The sequence below is a fragment of the Curtobacterium sp. Leaf261 genome (genome assembly GCF_001422205.1).
Classification (GTDB): domain Bacteria; phylum Actinomycetota; class Actinomycetes; order Actinomycetales; family Microbacteriaceae; genus Curtobacterium.
Map to the genome: position 1 here is coordinate 490,714 of NZ_LMMJ01000007.1, position 22,256 is coordinate 512,969.

Annotated in this window: 21 protein-coding genes; 10 read left to right on the forward strand and 11 right to left on the reverse strand. The window is 71.4% G+C overall.

What is annotated here, in order from left to right; all coding sequences use genetic code 11:
- Nucleotides 1-143 precede the first annotated feature (143 nt).
- Both ASF23_RS07660 and ASF23_RS07665 read left to right on the forward strand, forming a co-directional pair.
- Nucleotides 144-581 carry an Lrp/AsnC family transcriptional regulator gene (locus ASF23_RS07660; RefSeq protein WP_055951238.1) on the forward strand — a complete coding sequence of 146 codons (438 nt, stop codon included), beginning with the start codon at nt 144-146 and terminating at the stop codon, nt 579-581.
- Nucleotides 578-1,327: a YqjF family protein gene (locus ASF23_RS07665; RefSeq protein WP_055951241.1), complete on the forward strand. Its 750-nt coding sequence runs from the start codon at nt 578-580 to the stop codon at nt 1,325-1,327. Before ASF23_RS07660 ends, ASF23_RS07665 begins: the two co-directional genes overlap by 4 nt.
- Before the next feature lie 41 nt (nt 1,328-1,368).
- Here ASF23_RS07665 and ASF23_RS07670 read toward each other — a convergent pair whose 3' ends face one another.
- Nucleotides 1,369-2,091 (reverse strand): tyrosine-protein phosphatase, encoded by a 723-nt coding sequence (locus ASF23_RS07670; protein ID WP_055951244.1) that lies wholly within the window; start codon nt 2,089-2,091, stop codon nt 1,369-1,371.
- 140 nt (nt 2,092-2,231) lie between these two features.
- Nucleotides 2,232-5,792, reverse strand: coding sequence for a proline dehydrogenase family protein (locus tag ASF23_RS07675; RefSeq protein ID WP_055951247.1), 3,561 nt, complete (start codon nt 5,790-5,792; stop codon nt 2,232-2,234).
- Nucleotides 5,793-5,943: 151 nt separating this feature from the next.
- Here ASF23_RS07675 and ASF23_RS07680 point away from each other — a divergent pair, with 151 nt between their 5' ends.
- Nucleotides 5,944-6,402 carry a MarR family winged helix-turn-helix transcriptional regulator gene (locus ASF23_RS07680; RefSeq protein WP_162236734.1) on the forward strand — a complete coding sequence of 153 codons (459 nt, stop codon included), beginning with the start codon at nt 5,944-5,946 and terminating at the stop codon, nt 6,400-6,402.
- 146 nt (nt 6,403-6,548) lie between these two features.
- Here ASF23_RS07680 and ASF23_RS07685 read toward each other — a convergent pair whose 3' ends face one another.
- A complete protein-coding gene (locus tag ASF23_RS07685; protein WP_055951253.1) occupies nt 6,549-7,403 on the reverse strand; it encodes an SDR family oxidoreductase in 855 nt (284 codons plus the stop codon).
- A gap of 89 nt (nt 7,404-7,492) precedes the next feature.
- Nucleotides 7,493-8,488 carry a DNA-3-methyladenine glycosylase family protein gene (locus ASF23_RS07690; protein ID WP_235510815.1) on the reverse strand — a complete coding sequence of 332 codons (996 nt, stop codon included), beginning with the start codon at nt 8,486-8,488 and terminating at the stop codon, nt 7,493-7,495.
- Between the two features lie 77 nt (nt 8,489-8,565).
- Between ASF23_RS07690 and ASF23_RS07695 the strand changes: the two genes are divergently transcribed.
- From ASF23_RS07695 to ASF23_RS07715, 5 genes are all read left to right on the forward strand, one after another.
- Nucleotides 8,566-9,594 (forward strand): 6-phosphofructokinase, encoded by a 1,029-nt coding sequence (locus tag ASF23_RS07695; RefSeq protein ID WP_055951255.1) that lies wholly within the window; start codon nt 8,566-8,568, stop codon nt 9,592-9,594.
- 28 nt (nt 9,595-9,622) lie between these two features.
- Nucleotides 9,623-10,603, forward strand: a complete 981-nt coding sequence (locus ASF23_RS07700) for an MDR family oxidoreductase (RefSeq protein ID WP_055951258.1) — start codon at nt 9,623-9,625, stop codon at nt 10,601-10,603.
- Nucleotides 10,604-10,735: 132 nt separating this feature from the next.
- A complete protein-coding gene (locus ASF23_RS07705) occupies nt 10,736-11,407 on the forward strand; it encodes a GntR family transcriptional regulator (RefSeq protein WP_055951261.1) in 672 nt (223 codons plus the stop codon).
- Between the two features lie 205 nt (nt 11,408-11,612).
- The gene (locus ASF23_RS07710; RefSeq protein WP_200919323.1) at nt 11,613-12,437 is read left to right on the forward strand and encodes an SDR family oxidoreductase; all 825 of its coding nucleotides are present in this window, start codon (nt 11,613-11,615) and stop codon (nt 12,435-12,437) included.
- 50 nt (nt 12,438-12,487) lie between these two features.
- Entirely contained in the window at nt 12,488-13,276 is a 789-nt protein-coding gene (locus tag ASF23_RS07715) for an ABC transporter ATP-binding protein (RefSeq protein ID WP_055951264.1), read from the forward strand.
- Nucleotides 13,277-13,395: 119 nt separating this feature from the next.
- On the opposite strand, the gene ASF23_RS07720 is transcribed toward ASF23_RS07715, so the two are convergent.
- The 4 genes from ASF23_RS07720 to ASF23_RS07735 are packed head-to-tail and all read right to left on the reverse strand — an operon-like array spanning nt 13,396 to nt 17,649.
- Nucleotides 13,396-14,220 (reverse strand): carbohydrate ABC transporter permease, encoded by an 825-nt coding sequence (locus tag ASF23_RS07720; protein WP_055951267.1) that lies wholly within the window; start codon nt 14,218-14,220, stop codon nt 13,396-13,398.
- On the reverse strand, nt 14,217-15,242 hold the full coding sequence (locus ASF23_RS07725) for a carbohydrate ABC transporter permease (protein WP_235510816.1): 1,026 nt from the start codon (nt 15,240-15,242) through the stop codon (nt 14,217-14,219). The genes ASF23_RS07720 and ASF23_RS07725 overlap by 4 nt, the downstream gene beginning before the upstream one ends.
- Nucleotides 15,243-15,244: 2 nt before the next feature.
- Nucleotides 15,245-16,606 (reverse strand): ABC transporter substrate-binding protein, encoded by a 1,362-nt coding sequence (locus tag ASF23_RS07730; RefSeq protein ID WP_055951270.1) that lies wholly within the window; start codon nt 16,604-16,606, stop codon nt 15,245-15,247.
- Nucleotides 16,603-17,649, reverse strand: coding sequence for a carbohydrate kinase family protein (locus ASF23_RS07735; protein ID WP_055951273.1), 1,047 nt, complete (start codon nt 17,647-17,649; stop codon nt 16,603-16,605). Before ASF23_RS07735 ends, ASF23_RS07730 begins: the two co-directional genes overlap by 4 nt.
- Before the next feature lie 187 nt (nt 17,650-17,836).
- On the opposite strand from ASF23_RS07735, the gene ASF23_RS07740 reads away from it, so the two are divergent.
- Nucleotides 17,837-18,613, forward strand: coding sequence for a DeoR/GlpR family DNA-binding transcription regulator (locus tag ASF23_RS07740; RefSeq protein WP_055951276.1), 777 nt, complete (start codon nt 17,837-17,839; stop codon nt 18,611-18,613).
- Entirely contained in the window at nt 18,610-19,968 is a 1,359-nt protein-coding gene (locus ASF23_RS07745) for a 6-phospho-beta-glucosidase (protein ID WP_055951279.1), read from the forward strand. The genes ASF23_RS07740 and ASF23_RS07745 overlap by 4 nt, the downstream gene beginning before the upstream one ends.
- Before the next feature lie 113 nt (nt 19,969-20,081).
- On the opposite strand, the gene ASF23_RS07750 is transcribed toward ASF23_RS07745, so the two are convergent.
- From ASF23_RS07750 to ASF23_RS07760, 3 genes are all read right to left on the reverse strand, one after another.
- Nucleotides 20,082-20,573 (reverse strand): DUF805 domain-containing protein, encoded by a 492-nt coding sequence (locus ASF23_RS07750; protein ID WP_055951283.1) that lies wholly within the window; start codon nt 20,571-20,573, stop codon nt 20,082-20,084.
- 250 nt (nt 20,574-20,823) lie between these two features.
- Entirely contained in the window at nt 20,824-21,285 is a 462-nt protein-coding gene (locus ASF23_RS07755; RefSeq protein WP_055951286.1) for a DIP1984 family protein, read from the reverse strand.
- Nucleotides 21,286-21,379: 94 nt separating this feature from the next.
- Nucleotides 21,380-22,255 carry a hypothetical protein gene (locus ASF23_RS07760; RefSeq protein ID WP_055951289.1) on the reverse strand — a complete coding sequence of 292 codons (876 nt, stop codon included), beginning with the start codon at nt 22,253-22,255 and terminating at the stop codon, nt 21,380-21,382.
- Between the last annotated feature and the right edge of the window lies 1 nt (nt 22,256).

Below are 22,256 nucleotides of genomic sequence, written 5' to 3' on the forward strand. Positions count from 1 at the left end.
GAGGCGGACCAGGTCGACGCCGGTGTCAGTCTGGCACGCGGGTGCATGCGAGCCGTAGACCCCAGGACCGGGGGTGTGCGGACGCGCAGGAATGCTGCGTCAGAACCGGCTCACGCGCAAGGACCGCGCGTACCATGGACGCAATGGATTCGCTCGACCATCGCATCCTGGACCAGCTCCGGGAGAACGCCCGTGCCGGCTACGGCGACATCGGGTCCGTCGTCGGGCTCTCGGCGTCCGCCGTGAAGCGCCGAGTCGACCGGCTCGTCGCCGACGGCGTCATCCAGGGGTTCACGATCAAGGTCGACCCGGCCGTCGAGGACCGCGGCACCGAGGCCTGGGTCGAGCTGTACTGCCGCGGCACGGTCTCCCCGGACGAGCTCCGGACGCTCCTCGAGGGTGTCCCCGAGGTCGTCGACGCGGGGACCGTCACCGGGAGCGCCGACGCCGTGGTGCACCTCCGCAGTCGGGACATCGCGTCCCTCGAGGAGGCCCTCGACCGCGTGCGGCTCGCACCCCACGTCGACCACACCCGGAGCGCCATCGTGCTCTCGAAGCTCGTGTCCCGCGAGACGGCATGACGGACCCGGCCCCGATCCTCCCGTCCGCGCCGGCGCTGTCCGGACGCGCCTTCATCCGTCAGGGTTGGGACGACGTGGTGTTCCTGCACTGGCGCGTCGACGTGTCGGCGGTGACGCCGCTGCTCCCGGCGGGTACCCGACCGGACACCATGGCGGAGGACGGCAGCGACGACGGCGCCACCACCTGGGTGGGACTGATCGGCTTCGTGTTCCGGGACACGCAGATCCCACCGCTCGCTCCGATGCGGCGGATCGGCACGTTCGTCGAGGTCAACGTCCGCGTGTACACGGTGGACGACGCCGGGCGGCGCGGCGTCGTGTTCCTGTCGCTCGACGCCGGCAAGTTCGCCCCGGCGGTCGCGGCTCGAGCGGCGCTCGGGCTGCCGTACCACTGGGCGCACGCGGCGACGCGACACCACGGGCAGACGGTGTCGTACGCGATGCGGCGGCACGGGTCGTCGCTCCGGTCGCGGTTCGACGTGACGATCGGCGACGCGATCGCGGAGCCGACACCGCTCGAGCACTTCCTGTCGGCACGGTGGGGCATGCACGTCCGCCGGTTCGGGGTCACGCGGTTCTGGCCGAACGAACACGGGGCGTGGCCGCTGCACCGGGCCGACGCGACGCTCGTCCAGGACGACCTGCTCGGTGCGGTGGGACTCCCGCGGGCACTCGCCGAGGTCCCACCCGACTCCGTGCTCTTCTCACTCGGCGTCGTGACGACCTTCGCCGCAGGGGTCCGCTGAGCGCAGCGCTCGTGCGCGAGCAGTCGGACTGGAGGCGCGGCTCAGGTGAGCGTCCCGCGCCAGGTGCGCAGGGCCTCCAGTTCGACGTCGGTGAGACCGGACCGGTCGACGAAACGCTCCACGTCGAACCCCGCGACCGTGGCGCGGAACGCGTCCGCGTTCGTCGTCCCCCGGGCCCGGCAGAGCTCCTCGATGCGCGGCTCCGGGTCCGGACGCCCCATCGCGGCGAACAGCGCAGCGGACGACGAGACCGTCGCGAGGTAGTCGTCGACGATCGTCTCCGGACGGACCCCGACCACGGACAGCAGCGCGAGGGCGACGATCCCCGTGCGGTCACGGCCACCGGCGCAGTGGAACAGCACCCCGCCCGGACCCGCGTTCGCGATCGCCGCGAGGACCGCCCCGGTGCGCTCGGGCATCGCGTCGAGGTGCGGCAGGTAGTAGAGCGCCGTGCCGACGAGCCCGGTCTCCCAGTAGTCCGCCCAGAACACGGTGTCCTCGAGGCCGTCGTGGTCGATCTCCACCGTCGTCAGCCACGTCGGTCGTGGCCCGCGCCCGGCGGCCTCGATCTCGGAGGGCTGCCGCAGGTCGATGACGGTGCGGATGCCCGCCGCTCGGAGCGAGGCCCATCCGGCGTCCGTGACCCGGTCAAGGTTCTCGGAGCGGAAGACGACCCCGCGCGGGGTTGTGCCGCCTCGGACGAGCGGGAGTCCGCCGAGGTCGCGGGCGTTCACCAGGCCGTCGACGAGGAGTTCGCGAGTCATGTCGGGACCCTAGCGGAGGTCCGGGCGACCGAGCGGGCGGCTCCGTGGGCCCGTCGAGAAGTACCCATCTGTCGGCTCCGTGTCCGCACCCGACAGTTCGGCACGTCTCACGGCACGCACGGCACGCCCTGCGCCCGGCCTCAGACGCGGAGCTCGGCGAAGTCCGGGTCGAGCGTGCCGAACCGGTGCGCCGTGATCGACACCGACTGCTCCCGGAGGAACGGCAGCATCTCCACGATCCCCGAGTCCACGACCGGCCCGTCGTGGATCGCGACGTCCGCCGAGGCGCCGAGGGCCTCCTCGAGGGCGATCGAGCCGCCCCCGACGAGCCGGACCCGGGCGCCGGGGCCGCCGAACGCCGTGTGCGGGATAGCGTCGTAGGTCGGCGTCAGCGCGCGGGTCAGGTCGTCCTGTTCCTCCTCCACCGCGCCGGAGGACCACTGCTCGCGGAAGATCGCTCCGCTCGCGGCCCGTGCGAGCCACTCCGCGTCGGACTCGACGACGTGGTCGACCACGTCGAGCGGCGACCGGGCACTCGCGAGCAGCTGGACGAGCTGCCCGGGGAGCGGCACCGCGGTGCTGAGGAGCACGTGCGCCCTCGCGGCGGTCGCGGCGGCCAGGACCCGGACGAGGTCACCGGTCGGTGCGCCCTCCGATCTCCGGACGATCACCGACTGCGGCCGGTAGCGGAGCACGTTGCGTTCGACGACGAGTCCGGACGGGTCGTGCGACGCTCCGTACTCCGACGCCCTGGCCTCGACGTCGCTCAGCGCCCCGGCCCGGACCTGGTCGAACTCGTCGAACGTGAGCCCCTGGCGCGACGCCTCGATGAGGTTCGCGACACGGGACGGCAGACCCTGCAGGCGGATGCTCCGGTGCGGGACCCGCTCGGTGCGCTCGAAGCGACCGAGCATCACCACGGAGAGCGGACCCCCGGCCTTCGTGCCCGTCCCGACGGCGGAACGCTTCCACCCGCCGAACGGCTGCCGACGGACGATCGCACCGGTGATCCCGCGGTTCACCGAGAGGTTGCCGGCCTCGACCCGGTCGATCCAGAACGCGACCTCGTCGACGTCGAGCGAGTGGATCCCGGCGGTGAGGCCGTAGTCCGTGCCGTTCTGGATCGCGATGGCGTCCCCGAGGGTCTCCGCCTGCATGATGCCGAGGACGGGCCCGAAGTACTCCGTCTGGTGGAACGCGCTGCCGGGGCGGACACCGTCGCGGACACCGGGGGACCACAGCCGGCCGGAGTCGTCGAGCGGCTGCGGCTGGACCAACCACGACTCCCCCGGCGCGAGCTCGGTGAGCCCGGTACGGAGGACGGCGCGGGGCTCCTCGATGAGCGGACCCATCTGCGCGGACGGGTCGTCCGGCCATGCGACCCGGATGGTCCGGACGGCGTCCACCAGCTGGCTGCGGAAGCGCTCACTCTGCCCCGCGGACCCGACGAGTACCACGAGCGACGCGGCCGAGGCCTTCTGCCCCGCGTGTCCGAACGCACTGGCGACGATGTCTTGCACCGCCAGGTCGAGGTCGGCCGACGGCGTCACGACGATCGCGTTCTTGCCGCTCGTCTCGGCGACCAGCGGCAGTCCGGCCCGCCACCACTTGAACGACCGCGCCGTGTCCGCGGACCCGGTGAGGATCACCCGGTCGACGGCCGGGTGCGCGACGAGGTGCCGTCCGAGCTGTTCCTCGTCGACGTCGACGAGCGCGAGCAGCGAGTGCGGGACGCCGGCGTCCCAGAGCACGTCGGCGAGGACCGCCCCCGACCGCCTGGCCTGCGGCGCCGGCTTCAGGACGACGCCGGACCCGGCGGCGAGTGCCGAGAGCACCCCGGCGGCGGGGATCGTGACCGGGAAGTTCCACGGCGGCACGACGACGGTCAGCCTCGGCGGGACGAGGACGGCCCCGGAGACGTCGCCGAGGTGCCTGGCGCGGTCGGCGGCGTCGTGGGCGTGGTCGATCGCCTCACTGACCTCGGTGTCCGCCTCGGCGAAGGTCTTGCCGGTCTCGGCCGCCATCACCTCGATGAGGTCCGCGCGCCGCTCCTCGAGCTCGTGCCCGATCAGGTCGAGGAGCTCCGCCCGGACCTCCGGGTCCTGGCGCCCCCAGTTCACCCCGGCCTGGGCGGTCTGCGCGATGATCCGTTCCAGGCGCCCGCGGTCGACGACCCTGGCGCCTCGGATCGTCTGGCGGCCGAGCGACGACGACGGCACGCGGCGCAGGACGTCGAGCGCCCAGGACCGGTTCGCGGCGACGGACGGGTCGGTGTCGGCGGCGTTCCGGAAGGCGTCGACGTGCGACGGTGCACCGACCGGAGCCGTGCGGTCCTGCGTGCGGTTCGAGGACGGTGCCGGGTCGCCGAGTGCCGCGACGGCAGCGAGGAGCCGGTTCCGCTCGCGCTCGAAGACGCTCGCGTCGACGCCGGCCTCCATCGGGGTCGCGACGAAGAGCTCGTGCCCGGCACTGTCCTGCAGGCGTCGGGCGAGGTACCCCACGGCGGTGTGGAACCCGTCGGACGGGGCGATCGGTGCGCTCAGCAGGATCCGGCCGACGGTCTCGCGGATGGCGGCGGTGGTGGTGGAGGCGGTGCCGAGCAGCATCTCGACGTCGACCGCGTCCGTCACACCCCGGCGTTCGGCGAGGACCCACGCGGTCGCGAGCTGGAAGAGGTCGTGTCCGGGGACCCCGATCCGGACGGCGGCGGTCCGCGCGGGGTCGAGGGCGGTGTCGAGCATCCGGAGGAGGGCCGTGTCCGTCTCGCGCCGGTCGGCCCAGGTCGCGAGGGGCCACTCGCGCAGGACCGACTCGACGCGTTCGGCCGGCGGGTTCGATCCCGTGACGATGCGGACCGTGATCGGCGCACCGCCTCGGGCCCGCCGACCCTGCGCCCACGCGGTCAGGTCGTCGAGGGCCTGCCGCGACTCCGGGAGGGACGCCGGCAGCACGATCCCGCCCTGGAGCCCGAGGAACTCCTGACGGTCGAGCAGCGTCCGGAACACCGAGACCGTCACGTCGAGATCGCGGTGCCGGTCCACGTCGAGGGTGACCAGCTTCGGCACCGGACTCGCCGCGGCCGTCCGGAACAGCGGGACGAGACGGTCCACAGCGCGCCGGACCGTCTCGTCGAACGCCCAGAGCTGCAGCTGCGGGACCACGGCACGCACCGAGATCGTCACGTGGTCGACGTCGTCACGGGCCAGCAGGTCGGCGGTGCCCCGGAGCCGCCGATCGGACTCGGCGGTGCCGAGGACGCCCTCGCCGAGCAGCGTGAGGTCGAGCGAGGTCCCCGGGCCACGGAGCTTCGCGAGCGCCGCGCCGAGCTTCGCCGGGGTCGCGTCGACGACCAGGTGTCCGGTCATCCGACGGAGGATGCGCCTCGCCGTCGGGACCACCGCCCACGGCATCATCTGGGCGAACCCGCCGCCGACGGACACCGCGCCGCGGAGGTACCACGCGAGGGGGTCCGGGACGTCCTGGCTCAGGCGTTCGAGGTTCGCGGCGGCGACCTTCGGGTCGTCCGGACGGATCACCCGGTCGATGAACCCGAGCGTGAAGTCGAGGCCCCGCTCGTCGCGGAGCACCCCGGCGAGCCGAGCCGCACCGGGATCGGGCTTGACGCCGGCGGACGCTGCGAGCCACCGACGGACGAGGGCGACGGCGTCGTCGGTGCAGTCCTCGAGGCGCGCGTCCGACATGCTCCGATCGTATGCCGCGACACCCACGCGACCTGGAGGCCCGCTGCGCGCGCCCCACGGATCGGCCGTGCCCGGAGCGATCTCCTCCCGACGGCGGGGACGGGTGTTCCCGCGCGGGACCGGCGCGCCGCGCGACAGTACGCTGGTGCGCATGCCGACCCGGGGTGACGAGCACGACTGGACGTCGTGGGACGCCTTCCACGACGTGTGGCGGCGGCTCGACCGCGCGCTCGACCACGCGGTGCAGGAGCACGCCGGGATCTCGATCCCGGAGTTCGAGATCCTGATCGGCCTGCACCGCGCCCCGGAGCACCGCCTCCGCGTGCGGGACATCGCAGCCGGGATCGGCTGGGAGAAGTCCCGTGTCAGCCATCAGGTGACGAGGATGGTGTCCCGCGGACTCGTGGACCGCGAGGACTGCCCGACCGACGGCCGCGGCAGCTGGATCACGATGACGACGGCGGGTCGCCGGGCGGTGCTCGGCGGCATCCGCGCGCACACCGCCGCGCTCGAGCGCCTGTTCTGGGAGCCGCTCGGCGACGACACCGACGCGGTCCGCGCCGCGTCGCAGCGCATCCTGACCCGGCTGGGCCCGGACCTCGACGACTGACCCGCACCGTTCCTCCCGTCCGTCCCGCCGGTCCCGTTCGGGTCGGGACCGGCTGTCGGACGGGAGGCGCGGCGCGGGTCACACGGGTCGCCTGCGACCCCGCATGGTCACGCCGGTCAGCGCACGGCGCCGCAGGGTCACGCCGGTCAGCGCGCTGCGCGGAGCCCGTCGTAGAGCGGCGTCGTCGGTCGGCCGGTGAGCGTCGACAGGTCGTGGGTGACCTCGGCCAGGGTGCCCTCGGCGATGTTGCCGTCGAGTGCCGTGACGAAGCCGACCGTGCCGGCGTCGAGACCGGCGGCCTCGAGGCGGCGAGCGTGCTCCGCGGTGTCGACGGACACGAGCGCGACGGGCTCGCCGAGGACGTCCGTGAACGTGGCGGCGAGGTCCTCGAACGTCCAGGCGACGTCGCCGCCGAGCTCGTACACCCGGCCGTCGTGACCGTCCGTGGTCAGCACCACGGCAGCAGCATCGGCGTAGTCGGCCCGGGATGCACTCGCGACCCGGCCGTCCCCGGCGCTTGTCAGGAGCTCGTGGGTCGCGGCGGCCTGCTCGAGCTGCCCGACGTAGTTCTCGGTGTACCAGTTGTTGCGGAGCAGCGCGGTGGGGATGCCCGAGGCGGCGAGGAGCTCCTCGGTGGCCTTGTGCTCGGGCGCGAGGACCAGCGTGGTGTCGTCCGCGCGCGGTGCCGACGTGTACGCGATGAACCCGACGCCCGCGGCCGCGGCTGCGTCGATCACCGAGCGGTGCTGGTCGACGCGCTGGCCGACCTCGCTGCCCGAGACGAGCAGGAGTCGCTCGACGCCCTGGAACGCGGCGGTGAGCGCGGGGACGTCGCCGTATGCCGCCTCGCGGACGGTCACGCCGAGGTCCGCGACCGGCTGGGCCTTCGTGGTGTCCCGGACGACCGCGACGATGTCGGACGGGGTGGTGCCGCGAGCGATGAGTGCGTCGACGACGAGACGGCCGAGGGCGCCCGTGGCGCCGGTGAGTGCGATGGTCATGCAGGCGGGAACCGTTGACGCGTCACCGACATTCCCGGTCGTCCGGCCCCGGTCGTCCGGCCCCGGTCGTCCGGCCCCGGAGGCCGAGCTCAGTGGAAGCGGTGGTCCTGGATGGTCATCCGCGGGCCGAACGACGGCTTCCGGAACCCGCTCCCGCCGATGAGCCGCATCACCCGCTCGCGGTGCCCACGCCACGGATCGAGCAGCTCGAGCATGCCGTCGTCGTCCACCGGCGCCCCGACGAGCGCCCATCCGACGACCGCCGGCAGGTGGTAGTCCCCGACGCTCGGCGAGTCCGGGTCGCCGTGCGATCGCTGCGCGGTCTCGGCGGCCGTCCACACGCCAATGCCGGGGACGGACATGAGGCGGCGCGCGACCTCCTCGCCGCCGCGCCCCAGCGACAGCGTCCGCTCGAGTGCCGGAGCCACCCGCATCGCGCGCATGACCGTCGCCGAGCGGCCCGGCTCGATGCCCGCACGGTGCCACTCCCAGCTCGGGATGCGCGCCCAGTCCTCGGCGTCGGGCGGGACGAACAGCCCCTCCGGCGCAGGGCCAGGAGCCGGGGTGCCGTACGCGCGGACGAGGTACCGCCACGCGCGCCAGGCCTGCCGCGAGGTCACCTTCTGCTCCATGATCGCCGGTACGAGCATCGCCACGACGGTGTTCGTGCGGCAGAGCCGTAACCCCGGTTGGCGATGTCGTGCCGCAGCGAGGAAGGCGTTCGTGGAGACGTCGAGCTCGGACCAGTCGTCCCCGCGGCCGAGCATGTCCGGCACGTGCACGACCGCCCAGTCGGCCCCGTCCCCCCACGCGCTGACGACGACCTCGCCCGAGGCCGCCCGGACGGCGACGGTCACCGGCCCCGTCGGCGTCCGCAGCGCGAGCCACGTGGTGCCGTCGACGTACCGGAACGCCGGGTCGCCGGTGCCGCGCATGAGCGGTCGGAGCGTCGCGACGACGTCCACGTGGTGGCCGGGCCGGTAGACCGTGTCGCGCCGGACCGGCGGTGCCGCTGGTGCCGGACTGGAGGCGCGGTGCCGGTGCGCAGACAGACTCGCGCGAGCCGCGCCTCCCGTCCGGTCCATGCTGTGGATCGTACGACGAGGCGGGGACATCGACCATGATGGGACCTGACGTTCTTCCTGACACGACGGAGTGCTCCATGCGCATCGGCATCCTCACGTCCGGCGGCGACTGCCCCGGACTCAACGCGGTCATCCGCGCCGCCGCCCTCAAGGGCATCGCGATCTACGGCCACGAGTTCGTCGGGTTCCGCGACGGCTGGCGCGGGGTCGTCGACGCGGACATCGTGCCGATCGGTCGCAAGGAGATCCAGGGCATCGCGAAGCAGGGCGGGACGATCCTCGGGACCAGCCGCACGAACCCCTTCGAGGGCGCGAACGGCGGCGTCGAGAACATCCAGCGGAACCTCGAGCGGCACGGCATCGACGCCATGATCGCGATCGGCGGCGAGGGCACGCTGGCCGCCGCCAAGCGGTTGACCGACGCCGGGCTCAAGATCGTCGGCGTCCCGAAGACCGTCGACAACGACCTCGGCGCCACCGACTACACGTTCGGGTTCGACACCGCCGTGCAGATCGCCACCGACGCGATGGACCGCCTCCGCACCACGGGCGAGTCGCACAGCCGATGCATGGTCGCCGAGGTGATGGGCCGGCACGTCGGGTGGATCGCCCTGCACTCGGGCATGGCGGCCGGTGCGCACGCGATCCTGATCCCCGAGCAGAAGACGTCGCTCGAGCAGATCGCCGCGTGGGTGCAGTCGGCGTACGACCGTGGACGTGCACCGCTCGTCGTCGTCGCCGAGGGGTTCGTCCCCGACCACGAGGACAACGCGCACACCGAGCGGGGCCTCGACGCGTTCGGGCGTCCTCGCCTCGGCGGGATCGGGGAGCGCCTCGCTCCGCTCATCGAGGAGATGACGGGCATCGAGACCAGGGCGACCACGCTCGGGCACATCCAGCGCGGCGGGACCCCGACGTCGTACGACCGGGTGCTCTCGACGCGGCTCGGACTCGCGGCGATCGACGCCGTGGTCGAGGAGCGGTGGGGGCGGATGGTGGCGCTGAACGGCACGGAGATCGTGCACGTGTCGTTCGAGGACGCCCTCGGCGCGCTGAAGACCGTGCCGCAGGACCGCTACGACGAGGCCGCGATCCTGTTCGGCTGAGCGCCGCGCGGGGGCATAGCGTGGCGTGATGACCCGCGCCATCGTCGTCTCGTCGTCCGCCGTCCCCGCAGTCCAGGAGATCGACCTCGCTCCTCCGGGCCCCGGCGAAGCACTCGTGGACGTGACGTTCTCGAGCATCAACTACAAGGACGGCATGGCGCTGGCCGGCGACCCGGGCGTCAAACGCATCGACCCGCTCGTCCCGGGGATCGACGTGGTCGGACGGATCGCGGCACTCGGATCGTCCACGGACCCGACTCGGCTGTCCGTCGGCGACCGCGTCGTGCTGAACGGGGCCGGTGCCGGTGAGCGTCGCCACGGCGGACTCGCCGCGCAGGCCGTCGTGCCGCTCGACGCCCTCGTCCGCCTGCCGGACGCGATCCCGGACGCCCGCGCCGCCGCCATCGGCACCGCGGGCTTCACCGCGATGCTCAGCGTCCTCGCCCTCGAGCGGTTCGTCGCACCGGAGGACGGCCCGGTCGTCGTCACCGGCTCGTCCGGCGGCGTCGGGTCCGTGGCCATCGCACTGCTCGCCGCCCGGGGGTACGCCGTGACCGCCGCGACCGGCCGACCCGAGCGCACCGATGCACTCCGAGCCCTCGGCGCCACCGACGTCGTCGACCGCGCCGAGCTCCGCGACACCGAGGGGGCGATGCAGCGCGCCAGGTGGGCCGGTGCGGTGGACTGCGTCGGGGGGCGCACGCTCGCGAACCTCCTGGCGCAGACACGCTGGGGCGGAGCGGTGACCTCGTGCGGCATGGCGGAGAGCACCGCGCTCGACACCACCGTCCTGCCGTTCATCCTGCGGGCCGTCGCGCTGCTCGGGATCAACTCGGTCGACGCCCCGCTGCCACTCCGCGAGCAGGCGTGGGCGCGCCTCGCATCGGACCTCGACCCCGCGCGCATCGACATGATCACGGAGACGATCGGGCTCGAGGACGCCGTGGATGCCGGTCGCCGCATCCTCGACGGTCGGACTTCGGGACGGATCATTGTCGAGATCAATTAATGCGCTATTTCATATCCTGGAATACTCCCCTGCATTCCCGGAGAAGCGAATCATGGTTTAGGATGTTGAATACCTGATTGCACAGTCCGGTGCTCGTCGCGCCGAATGTCATGCCGTCCCGAAAGGCTCCCGATGCCCGTCCCCAAGGCCACCACCGACACGTCACCCCGACGCCTCCTGCGCGACGTCGTGTTCGACAAGCTCCTCGCCGCGATCCAGGACGGCACGCTGCAGCCGGGAGAACGCCTCAACGACGACGACCTCGTGCAGTGGCTCGGTGTGTCACGGACGCCGATCCGCGAGGCGATCGCGCGGCTCGTCGAGTACGGACTCATCGAGATGGAGGCGAACCGCTACACCAGGATCGCCACGCCGACCTTCGACCAGTTCGACGACGCGCGCCAGGTCCTGTTCGGGTTCATGGAGATGTCCACGCGGTGGACCCTCCCGAAGCTCACGGACCAGTCGTTCGCCGCACTCGAGGAGATCCTCGACGCCGCGCAGCACAATGCACGGACCGAGGACCGCGGACTTTCCCGCGACATCACGCAACTCGCGCGGTTCCTCGTGCAGGAGAGCGACAACGAACTCCTCGTCCAGCTCGCCGAGTCCCTGATCCCCCGTGTGGAGTTCCTCTCGCTCATCGCGGCGGACCGCATGTTCTGGGACGTGACGACCCCGCTCGACACCTACCGACGCGCCGCCGAGAAGCGTGACGGCGACGCGGGGGCCGCGGTCGTCCGCGCGATGTCCGCCGCGGTCGACGGCATGGTCGCCGACCTCCGCAGCTCCGAGGCCTCCTGACGACCGTCCGAGCGGCCGAGCGGCCGAGCGGCCGAGCGGCCGATCGTTCAGTGTCCAGTTCTGACGTTTCGTACATCACGTTCCGGATAGGCTGCCTCCTCACCGACGAATGAGGGGCCATGGACATCGATCCGACTCAGCCAGGGAGATCCCGCCGAGGACACGCCGTGCTCGCGGGGTCTGCGTCAGAGATCGGCGCGGCATCGTGACGACGTGGTTCATCACGGGCGCCTCCTCCGGATTCGGTCGAGAACTCACCGAACAGCTCCTGCGACGCGGTGACCGTGTCGCCGCGACGGCTCGGCGGCCGGAGCTGCTCGAGGACCTCCGCGCTGACGCCGACGGGCGCCTGTGGACCTCGGCGCTCGATGTCGCCGTCACCGCGGACGTCGGTACGGTCGTGGACCGCGCGTTCGCGCACTTCGGCAGGATCGACGTCGTCGTCAACAACGCCGGGTACGGCCTGTTCGCCGCGGCGGAGGAGGCGACCGCGGAACAGATCCATCGCTCGATCGCCACGAACCTGATGGGACCGATCGACGTGGTCCGCGCCGCGCTCCCCCACCTCCGGCGGCAGAGCGGCGGCCGCATCGTGCAGGTGTCCTCGGCCGGCGGGCAGGTCGCCTTCCCCGGTCTCGGTTACTACCACGCGACGAAGTGGGGCATCGAGGGGTTCTGCGAGTCCGTTGCCGCAGAGGTCGAACCGTTCGGGATCGGCGTGACGATCGTCGAGCCCGGCATGACACCGACGGGCTTCCTGCGGGCGATGGACGTCGCCGAGCCGATGGAGGACTACGAACGCGGTGCCTTCGGCGCGCACCGACGGGCCATGCTGTCCGGCGACGTGCAGGGCCCCAACGACGCCGGAGCGATCGCGGCCGCGATGATCACGAGCGCCGACGATCCGCAGGCACCGCTGCGGCTGCCCCTCGGGGTCGACACGTTCGACGACCTGCACGCGGCCTACTCGACGAGGCTCAGGCAGCTCGAGGCGATGCGCGACGTCGCACGATCGGTCAGGGCTCGGTGAGCCCCTCGGCGTGACCGTCGACACCCCGCCCGGTCGACCAAGATGGACGCATGAGCGCACTTCTCGACGTCCGCGGTCTCCGGGTCACCCGGGGCGGCCGTGATCTGCTCCATGACATCGACCTGACCGTCCTGGCCGGGGAGCACTGGGCACTCCTCGGCCCGAACGGTGCGGGCAAGTCCACGATGCTCGCGGTCCTCGGTGCGACGTCGCACCCGACCGCCGGCACGGTCGACGTGCTCGGCGCACGACTCGGTCGGGTCGACGTCCGGATGCTCCGCGAGCACATCGGGCACGTCGACCCGCGACACCGGATGCTGTCGCCGCTCACGGTCGTCGAGGCGGTGCTCACCGGGCTCACCGGGACGACCGACCTGATGATGCGGTGGAGCCCGACGGCCGACGAGGTCGCTCGGGCCGAGCAGCACGTCATCGACGTCGGACTCGGCGCACGACGGGACGCGACGTGGCCGGTGCTCTCGCAGGGTGAGCGCGGGCGGACCCTCATCGCGCGGGCGCTGATGTCGTCCCCGAGGCTCCTGCTCCTCGACGAGCCCGCCACCGGGCTCGACGTGGCGGCGCGCGAGCACCTGCTCGACACCGTCGACACGCTGCGCACCGGCCACCCGGAGCTCGGCAGCGTGATGGTGACGCACCACCTGGAGGACCTGCCGGCGTCGACGTCGCACGCGATGCTGCTCCGCGACGGCGCCGCGATCGCGAGCGGGCCGGTGGACGAGGTCATCACGTCGGCGTCGGTCTCGGCGTGCTTCGACTTCCCGCTCGACATCACGAGGGCGGACGGCCGCTGGCAGGCCCGCCGGGCGTCGCAGCGCTGAGCCCACCCGCACACCGATCCGCGCATCACCCCACGATCGGCGCATGGCCACACAGGTCACCGCTGGTGCGATGCGCCGATGGTGGTGTGATCCGCAGAAGGGCCCGGCCAGCCCGGCACCTACTTCGCGCTGATGCCCCCGAGCATCCCCGAGATGAACCGCTTCTGCAGGAAGAAGTAGAGCACCACGATCGGCAGTGCCACGATGATCCCGGCCGCCGAGAGCAGCGAGTAGTCCGTCAGGTGCTCGCCCTTGAAGAACGCGAGCCCGAGCGGTGCCGTCCGCCGTTCCTCGCTGGTGATCAGGACGAGCGGCATCAGGAACTCGTTCCACGTCCACATCGAGATGAGCACGCACATCGTCAGGATCGGCGCGACCGAGGGCGGGACGACGACCTGCCAGAGCACCCGGAGGTCCCGCGCCCCGTCGATCCGGGCCGCCTCGATGATCTCGCCCGGGAACGTCCGGAACTGGTTCCGCATCCAGAAGATCCCGAACGCCAACGACTGCGCGGTCTGCGGCAGGATCAGGCTCGCGTAGGTGTCGGTGAGCCCGACCGTCCGCAGGTTGAAGTACAGCGGGATGATGAACGCCTCGGCGGGCAGCATGAGCCCCGCGAGCATCACGAAGAAGATCGCGTTTGAGCCGACGAACGACAGCCGGGCGAACGCGAACCCGGCGAACACCGCGAGGATCGTCGTGAGCACGACGGTCGCGATCGTCACCACGAAGCTCGACACCATGTAGGTCCCGAAGTGCCCCTGCGTCCACGCCGCCCCGAAGTTGCCGAGGTCGATCCGGCTCGGCAGGTGGAACGACCCCGAGTTCTCCGTCGACGGGGTGACCGCCGAGAACAGCACCCCGATGAGCGGCACGATCGCGAACAGCGCGAACAGCGACAGGACGACGTAGTCGACGCCCTTCTCGGTCCGGGAGATCCTCATTCGGCGTCCTTCGGCTGGAGGCGGTTGATGAGCGCCGTGACGATCATGATGACGACGGTCAGGGCGATCGCGACCGCGGCGGCCGAGCCGACCTGCCCGGTGTTGAACGCCCGGTTGTAGGCCTCGAACGCCGGCACCGTGGTGGAGTTCCCGGGGCCACCGCCCGTGGTGATGTACACGAGGTCGAACGTCTTCAGCGCGGACACGATCGTCAGGGTCAGCGCGACGGCGATCTGTCCGCGGAGCGAGGGCAGCGTGATGGAGGAGAACTCCCGTGCGGGTCCGGCACCGTCGAGTCGTGCGGCCTCGAACAGCGTCGGCTGGATGTTGCCGACGCCGGACAGGAACAGCACGAGACAGAGCCCGACGTTCAGCCAGGTCCCGACGAACCCGATCGCGACGAGTGCGGTCGAGTAGTCCCCGAGCCACACCCGTGCGAGGCTCCCGAGCCCGATCGCGCGCAGCACCTCGTTCACGAGTCCGTCGGTCGAGTACAGCGACACCCAGATCGTCGCGACGACGACCGACGCGATGACCTGCGGCAGGAACAGCACCGTCCGGAAGAACGACATGCCCTTCAGCGCGTTCGCCCGCGAGATCAGCGCCGTCAGGAACAGCGCGATCGCGACGGGGACGACCGAGTAGAAGACCATGAGCACGAGCGCGTGCCCGAACGCCCCGCGGAGCTCCGTGTCGGTGAACACCGATGCGTAGTTCGCGAGGCCCGCCCAGGTCGCCGGGGACAGGCCGTCCCAGTCGTAGAACGAGTACTGGACCGTCTGCAGGAACGGCCAGCCGAGGAACACCGCGAAGACGAGGAACGCCGGCAGCACGTACAGGTACGCGACGAGACTGCGGCGCCGCCTGCGCGGCGCGTTCCGGACCGGACTGGAGGGACGGGGCGGGGCCGACCCGTCCCTCCCGTCCGTCTGCGGTGCGGTCCCGGGACCGCCGGCCGCGCGACCAGAGCGGGCGCCACCCGCCGGGGCGCCCGTTCCGGTCCGTGTCACTGCGTCGGTCACCGTCAGCCGCGGCTCTTCGCGAAGGCGGAGTAGTCCGTCTGGAGCGTCTCGGTGTACTCCGCGGGCGTCGACTTGCCGGCCACGAGGTCCTGCATGGCGGCGGACAGGGTGTCGTAGAACGTCGGCGTCGCGTAGTCGAGGTACGGGGTGATGCCGTTCGACTGCGAGATCGTCTTGTACTCGCTCGTGATGTCGGCCGCGAGCGTGCCCGTGGTCGGGGTGTCGTCCGACGGGACCACGGTCGGCAGGTTGCCCGTCTTGACGAGGACCTCCGACGCGCTCTTGTCCGTCACGAAGTCCACGTAGGCCGCAGCGGCGTCGGCGTGCTTCGTCTTCGACGTCAGCGCCCAGGCGAGCCCTTCGCCGCCCATCGTCACGGCGGTGTCGGAGCCCTTCGGGGTGAGCGCCGTGAAGCGGATGTCCTTGGCTGCCGAGGCGGCCTCGAGCGTCGCCTGGTTCCAGGTGCCGGTGACGAGGAACGCGGACTCGCCCTTGCCGAAGGTCGCCACCGCATCGTCACGCGAGACACCGTTCGACCCGGGCGTGATGTACCCGTCGTCCTGCCAGCCCTGGATGGTCTTCGCGGCCTCGACGCCGTCGGAGTCGGTCCACGCGCCGCTCTTCGACGTGACCAGGTCGTTCACGGTGTCGTGCCCGGCGAGCGCCGACAGCACGAGGCCGTAGAGGTGGATGCCGGGGCTCTTCTCGACGTCGCCGTAGCTGAGCGGCAGGTCGCCCGCGGCCTTGACCTTGGCCATGTCGTCGGTGAGCTCGGCCACCGTGGTCGGCGCTTCGCTGATGCCCGCCTTCTCGAGGACGGCCGAGTTGTAGTACAGGCCGACGAGCTCACCGGTCTGCGAGACGCCGTAGAGCTTGTCGCCCTGCCAGGTCTGGCCGTCGGACGAGAACGAGTTGAGCTTCAGCAGGCTCGACGGGTAGTAGTCGTTCCAGCCGTACAGGTCGGAGTAGTCGTCGACCGGGCGGAGGAGCTTCGCCTTGACGAAGGCACCCATGTCCGGGTAGCCCTGGTTGGCCTGCACGACGTCCGGAGGGTTGTCCCCGGACAGCGCGAGCTTGAGCGTCGTCTTGAGGTCGGCGAACGAGCGAGAGACCCGCTTGACGGTGACGTTCGGGTACTTCTTCTCGAACGCGGCGTTCAGCTGCTGCTGGGCGTCGCTGATGCCGCCGTCGGTGTTCTGGTCCCAGACGGTGAGGGTGATCTTGTCCTTGCCGACGCTCTTCGAGACCGGGCCGAGGCTCTGTTCGCTCGTCGCAGCGGAGCCGCCCGGCGCACAACCGGCGAGGCCGAGCGCGAGGACCGCGGCCACGCCCACGAGGAGCGGTGCCTTCCTGAGGTGCTTCATGGTGTGTTCCGATCTGTCGGGAGTCCGGATGCTGCAGGGGTGGTGAGGAGGAGGTCGTCGAGGAACGACCAGTCGCCGTCGGGGCGGGTGCGCTCGACGAACCGGACGAGGTCGGCGGGGCGCGGTGCACTCGCTGCGCCGCCGAGGCCCGTGACCGACATCGATGCGCAGAGGCCCGCGAACCGGAGCTGGGTGGCGAGGTCCCAGCCGTGGCCGTCGGCAGCCATGAAGGTCGCGACGAAGACGTCGCCGGCACCGGTCGGGTCGAGCACCGGGACGCGGACCGTCGGGACCTCGACGAGCGTGCCGTTCGCGGAGTCGACCGCCACGGCGCCGTCGGGACCGCGGGTGACGACGGCGAGGGGCACACGCTCGGCGAGCGCCTTCGCGGCGGCGACCGCGTCGCCGGTCCGGGTGTACCGCATCGCCTCGACGTCGTTCGGCACGAAGACGTCGACCTCCGAGAGCCGGTCCAGGACCTCGGTCGACCAGGCGCCCGTGTGGTCCCAGCCGACGCCGCCGACGACCCGGGTCCCTGCCGACCGGAGGCGCGCGACCCACGCCGGCAGGTCGTGGGCGATCCCGACGTGCGTCGCACCGATCGGGCCGATGCCGTCGGGGAGGGTCAGGTCGCCGAGGCGCTCCTGGTAGGTGATGAAGCTCCGGTCGTGCGTGCCGGTCTCGGCGTGCGCACCTGTCAGGGACACCGTCACGGGACTCTGGTGGCCGGGGACGTGTTCGAGCAACGACGTGTCGAGGTCGGGCTCGGCGTCGAGCTCGGCGTGGATGTGCGTGCCGAGCGGGTCGTCGCCGAGGCGCGCGAGGAGCATCGTCGAGGCACCGGCCCTGGCCCCGGCGACCGCACGGTTCGCGACGCCGCCCGGGGTGATGCCGAACCCGTCCGCGAACACCTCGGCGCCCACTTCGGGGACGGCGACACCGGAGAAGACGACGTCGCAGAAGACCGTGCCGGCGAACAGGAGATCGGCGCCACGGGCATCCCCGGCAGCGGTGCTGCCGGGTGCTGGCTCGGGTCGGGTCACTTCGGTCTCCTCGTCGTCGCGGATCCGCCGGCGGATGTCGGCTGACCTGCGATGTCATGCAAGCCTGTGCATCCGTTGTTGCGAGCACATTACCGATGTGACGCACTTTTGTTAACTCTGCGCAGGTTGCGATTTGGTCATGCGCGAGTTTGCTCGACTTCGCGCATCTTGTGGGTACAGTGGCCACGTGATCCTCCGCGAGCGGCAGAACCGCATCATCAGCGCGCTGCGCGTCGACGGTGCCGCGTCCGTCCGTGAGCTCGCCGAGGCCCTCGAGGTGAGCGAGTCGACCATCCGCCGGGACCTCGAGATCCTGGACCGGAACGGCGAGCTGACGCGGACCTACGGCGGCGCGGTGTTGAAACCGGGCACGACCGTCGAGGAACACGGCCAGCAGGCGTCCGAGGGGGCGTTCGACAGCTCCACGGACGTGGACCTCAAGGCGCGGATGGCCGATGCCGCCGCGGCCATGGTGCACGACGGGAGCGTGGTCATCCTCGACATCGGGACGACCACCCCGCTCCTCGCCGAACGACTGCACGGCCGGGACATCACCGTCGTGACCTCGAACCTGGCGGTGTTCGACGAGCTGCGCGACGACGAGGCGGTCCGACTCGTCCTGCTCGGCGGTGTCGTCCGCCGGAACTACCGCACCCTCGTCGGTTCCCTCGCCGAGCTCGCCCTGAGCCAGCTCAGCGCCGACATCGTGTTCCTGTCCTGCACCGGCGTGCGGGCGAACGGCCACGTGGTCGACAACATGGCCGTCGAGGCCCCCATCAAGCAGGCCATGATCGCCGCGTCGGACAGGGTCGTCCTGCTCGCCTCGGAGGCCAAGTTCCCGGGGAGCGGGGCACTCCGCCTCTGCTCCCTCGCCGACGTCGACGTCCTCGTGACGACGACCGGCGCCCCTGACGAAACACTCGCACTGTGCCGGAACGCCGGCGGAGAGGTCACTGTCGCATGAAGCTCTGCATCCTCGGAGGCGGCGGATTCCGCACGCCCTACGTCTACCAGGCACTCCTCCGTGACACCGGGTCGCCCCGCGTCGAGGAGGTCGCCCTCTACGACGTGGACGAAGTCCGCCTGCACGCCATGATGGCGATCCTCACGGAGCTCGCCACCGAGTTCCCGGACGCGCCGAAGCTCGTCCCGACGACGAGCCTCGAGACCGCGGTCGAGGGGTCGGACTACGTCTTCGCCGCCCTGCGCGTCGGCGGGCTCGAGGGTCGCCGCTGCGACGAGCACGTCGCGCTCGACCTGAACGTGCTCGGCCAGGAGACGACCGGGCCGGGCGGCCTGGCCTACGCGATCCGCACCGTGCCGGTCATGGTCGAGGCGGCGGAGGTCATCAAGCGCCTCGCCCCGAACGCCTACGTGATGAACTTCACGAACCCGGCCGGGATCATCACCGAGGCGATGCAGACCGTGCTCGGCGACCGCGTCCTCGGCATCTGCGACACCCCGTCCGGCCTCGGGCGTCGGGTCGCCGGGCTCATGGGCCTCGACCACACCCGCGTGCAGATGGACTACGTCGGCCTCAACCACCTCGGGTGGATGCGCCGGGTGATGTACGACGGGCGCGACATCCTGCCCGAGCTGATGGGCTCCGACGACCTGCTCGGCGCGATGGAGGAGGGGCACGTCTTCGGGCTCGACTGGGTCAGGTCCCTCGGCGCGATCCCGAACGAGTACCTGTACTACTACTACTTCAGCCGCGACGCGGTCCGGTCGATCATCGACTCCGGCACCACCCGCGGGGACTTCCTCGCGCAGTCGCAGGGTGCGTTCTACGAGCGGGCGACCGCGGCGGGGAACGGGGTGGCCGAGCTCTGGCGCGAGACCGTCGAGCGTCGGAGCGCGTCGTACATGGCCGAGGCGAAGGGCGGCACCCAGGAGGAGCCGACCCACCAGAAGGAGCGCGAGGCGGACCCGGCGCACCAGGGCTACGCGGGTGTCGCACTCGGCGTGATGGCCGCGATCAGCCGGAACGAACGGCAGACGATGATCCTCAACGTCCGGAACGCCGGCACGATCACGGGTCTGCCGGACGATGCCGTGGTCGAGGTCCCGACGATGGTCGACGCGAACGGGGTGCACCCTCTGAGCACCGCGCAGCCGGACCTGCACCAGATCGGGCTCATGTCGCAGGTCAAGGACGTCGAGCGCCACACGATCGCCGCCGCGATGACCGGGTCGAAGGACGAGGCCCTCAAGGCGTTCGCGCTGCACCCGCTCGTCGACAGCGTCTCCGTCGCACGCCAGCTCGTGTCCGGGTACATCGACCGGATCCCCGAGGTCGCCGCGGTCCTGACGCGCTGACGCAACGCTGCCACGTCAGGACGGCGCGCTGACAGGCTGAGAGACGGACTGGAGGGACGGTGCGGTCCGGCACCGTCCCTCCAGTCCGTCAGCCGGTCGCGCGGGCGCAGGCGTCAGCGACGCGGTCGGTCGTACCGCGCCCCGTCCGGCCGCGACGCCGACGCGTACCAGACGATGAGGACGATGCCCCCGACGATCGGGACGAGCTGGAGCAGCTGCCACCAGCCGCTCCGTCCGGTGTCGTGCAGGCGTCGGGCGGCGAGTGCCCAGCCGGGGACCAGGATGACGAGCCCGAACACGTACGAGATGATGCTCGACGGCGATCGGAACGACTCCGTGACGGCCTGCAGGCTCGCCGGGTCGGTGTCCGCGCCGAACCCCGTGGCGACATCGATCACACTGCCCACGATCGAGAGCGGGACGAAGATGATCACCGCCCAGAGGACCCACCACCAGTACTCGGCGCGGCCGGCCCGACCCGTGAAGTCCGCGTACTTGCGGAAGAACCGCCCGAACGCCGCCGGGAACCCGATGCCGTACCAGGGAGCCCAGAGCGGGGGTCCTGCCGGTGGCGTCGCGGTCGATCTGTCAGTGGCATTCGTCATCCTGGAACACTAGATGTAGCGCATGAAATTCCGCAATGCGATGAGGTCCCCGAACCCGCCCTCAGCATCCCGGTCAGTACGTGGTTGTGCGGTGTGCGCAGTGCGCGGTCACCGGTGATCGGTGCTGGGCTGTGTGTGCACGGCTCTCGCCATGAGCGCTGCCCACCGCGCCTGCGTGGATCAGAGTGCCCGCTGATCCGCCGGGTCCGTACTCGCCCCGCGATGCCTACCGACTCACCGCCGTCATGCCTCAGTCGGCCAGGTCGACCTCCCAGTTCGTGCGCTGGATGACGACGTCGACCTCGCGGATGCTCCTGGCGAGGTCGTCGACGCGCTTCCGGAGGTCCGCCACGGGCAGGGCCGCCATCGTCCTGAGCTCGGAGCGGAGCTGCCGGTAGCCGTTCGAGCCGGCGGCCGCGTCGGCAGCACCGGACACGAGCGAGTGTCGGAGCCGCAGTGCGTCACGACGGGCCAGGAGCGCCGTGACGGTCGAGCCGTCCCGCAGGGTCGTCGCCGCGTTCGTCGTGTTGATCCGGAGCAGCAGCCGCTCGAGCGTCGCGACCATCCGCTCGGCCTCGGCGAGGAGTGCCGTGGCGTCCTCCTCGGGCTCGGCGCCCTCCTGGTACCTGGCGTTCGTCGCGATCCGTGATCGGACCTGCTCGATGCGTTTCTGGAGGTCGGCGCGCTCGATGAGCGCTTCGGCGAGCTTCATGCATCCATCCTGCACCAGGGTGCACCGAGACGGACTGGAGGCGCGGTGCCAGCCGGCACCGCGCCTCCAGTCCGTACCGGGCCGATGTCGAGGGTCAGCCGGCGATCGGGGTCGGGTTCACCGGATCGGCCGGGACCGGGAGCGACCCGTGGATCTGGTTCTGCGCCTGGCACTGGCTCGTGCAGTTCGTGGCGCCCTGCGAGAGCTCGACGGAGTCCTCCCCGAGCACGCCCCCGAGACGACCACCGGGCTGCACGATCCACTTCGTGACCGAGCCGCTCTGGAACGTCTTCGTCGCGACCTGGGGGCTGTCCTTGCCGAGGAGCATCTGGTGCGCGCCCGAGCCGCTCGTGACCGCGGAGGTGCCGTCGCCGAAGTTCACCTTGCCGGTGTTCGGGTTGACGAAGTAGAAGACACCGGCGCCGAGCGTGTGGGTGAACTCCACGGGGCCGGCGAACTCGGTCTCCATCTGGAAGATGCCGCCCTGGGCACCGTCCTTCGCCTGGATCTTGAACTTGCCGCCGTTCGTCGTGAACAGCGCGACGAGGGTGTCGTCCCGGATCTCGAGCTGCTTGATCCTCGCGCCGGCGAGCTGTGCCGCGGTGAGGGTCGGGACCTTCGAGGCGAACACCACGGTCGGCTTCGTCACCATCCGGAGCGGGTCAGGGGCCCCGGTGAGCGTGTAGTCGTAGACGCCGAGGGTGGACGGGTCGATCGTGAAGCGGTTGTTGACGCCACTGACGACGATCCGGCCGGACGACGCCGCGAGGTCCTCGACCTTCGCGGTCTTGCCGGGGGCCGGGTCGTACGTGGTGGACCCGATCGTGACGCGGTAGTCGCCGGTCGTGGTAGCGGTCTTGGCGGACGCCGGGGCTGCGAGGCCGACGGAGAGCGCGACCACGGCGGCCGTGGCCACGGTGACGCCGACGAGGGCGGTCCTGCTCGTACGGAGACTGGTGCGGAGCGTCATG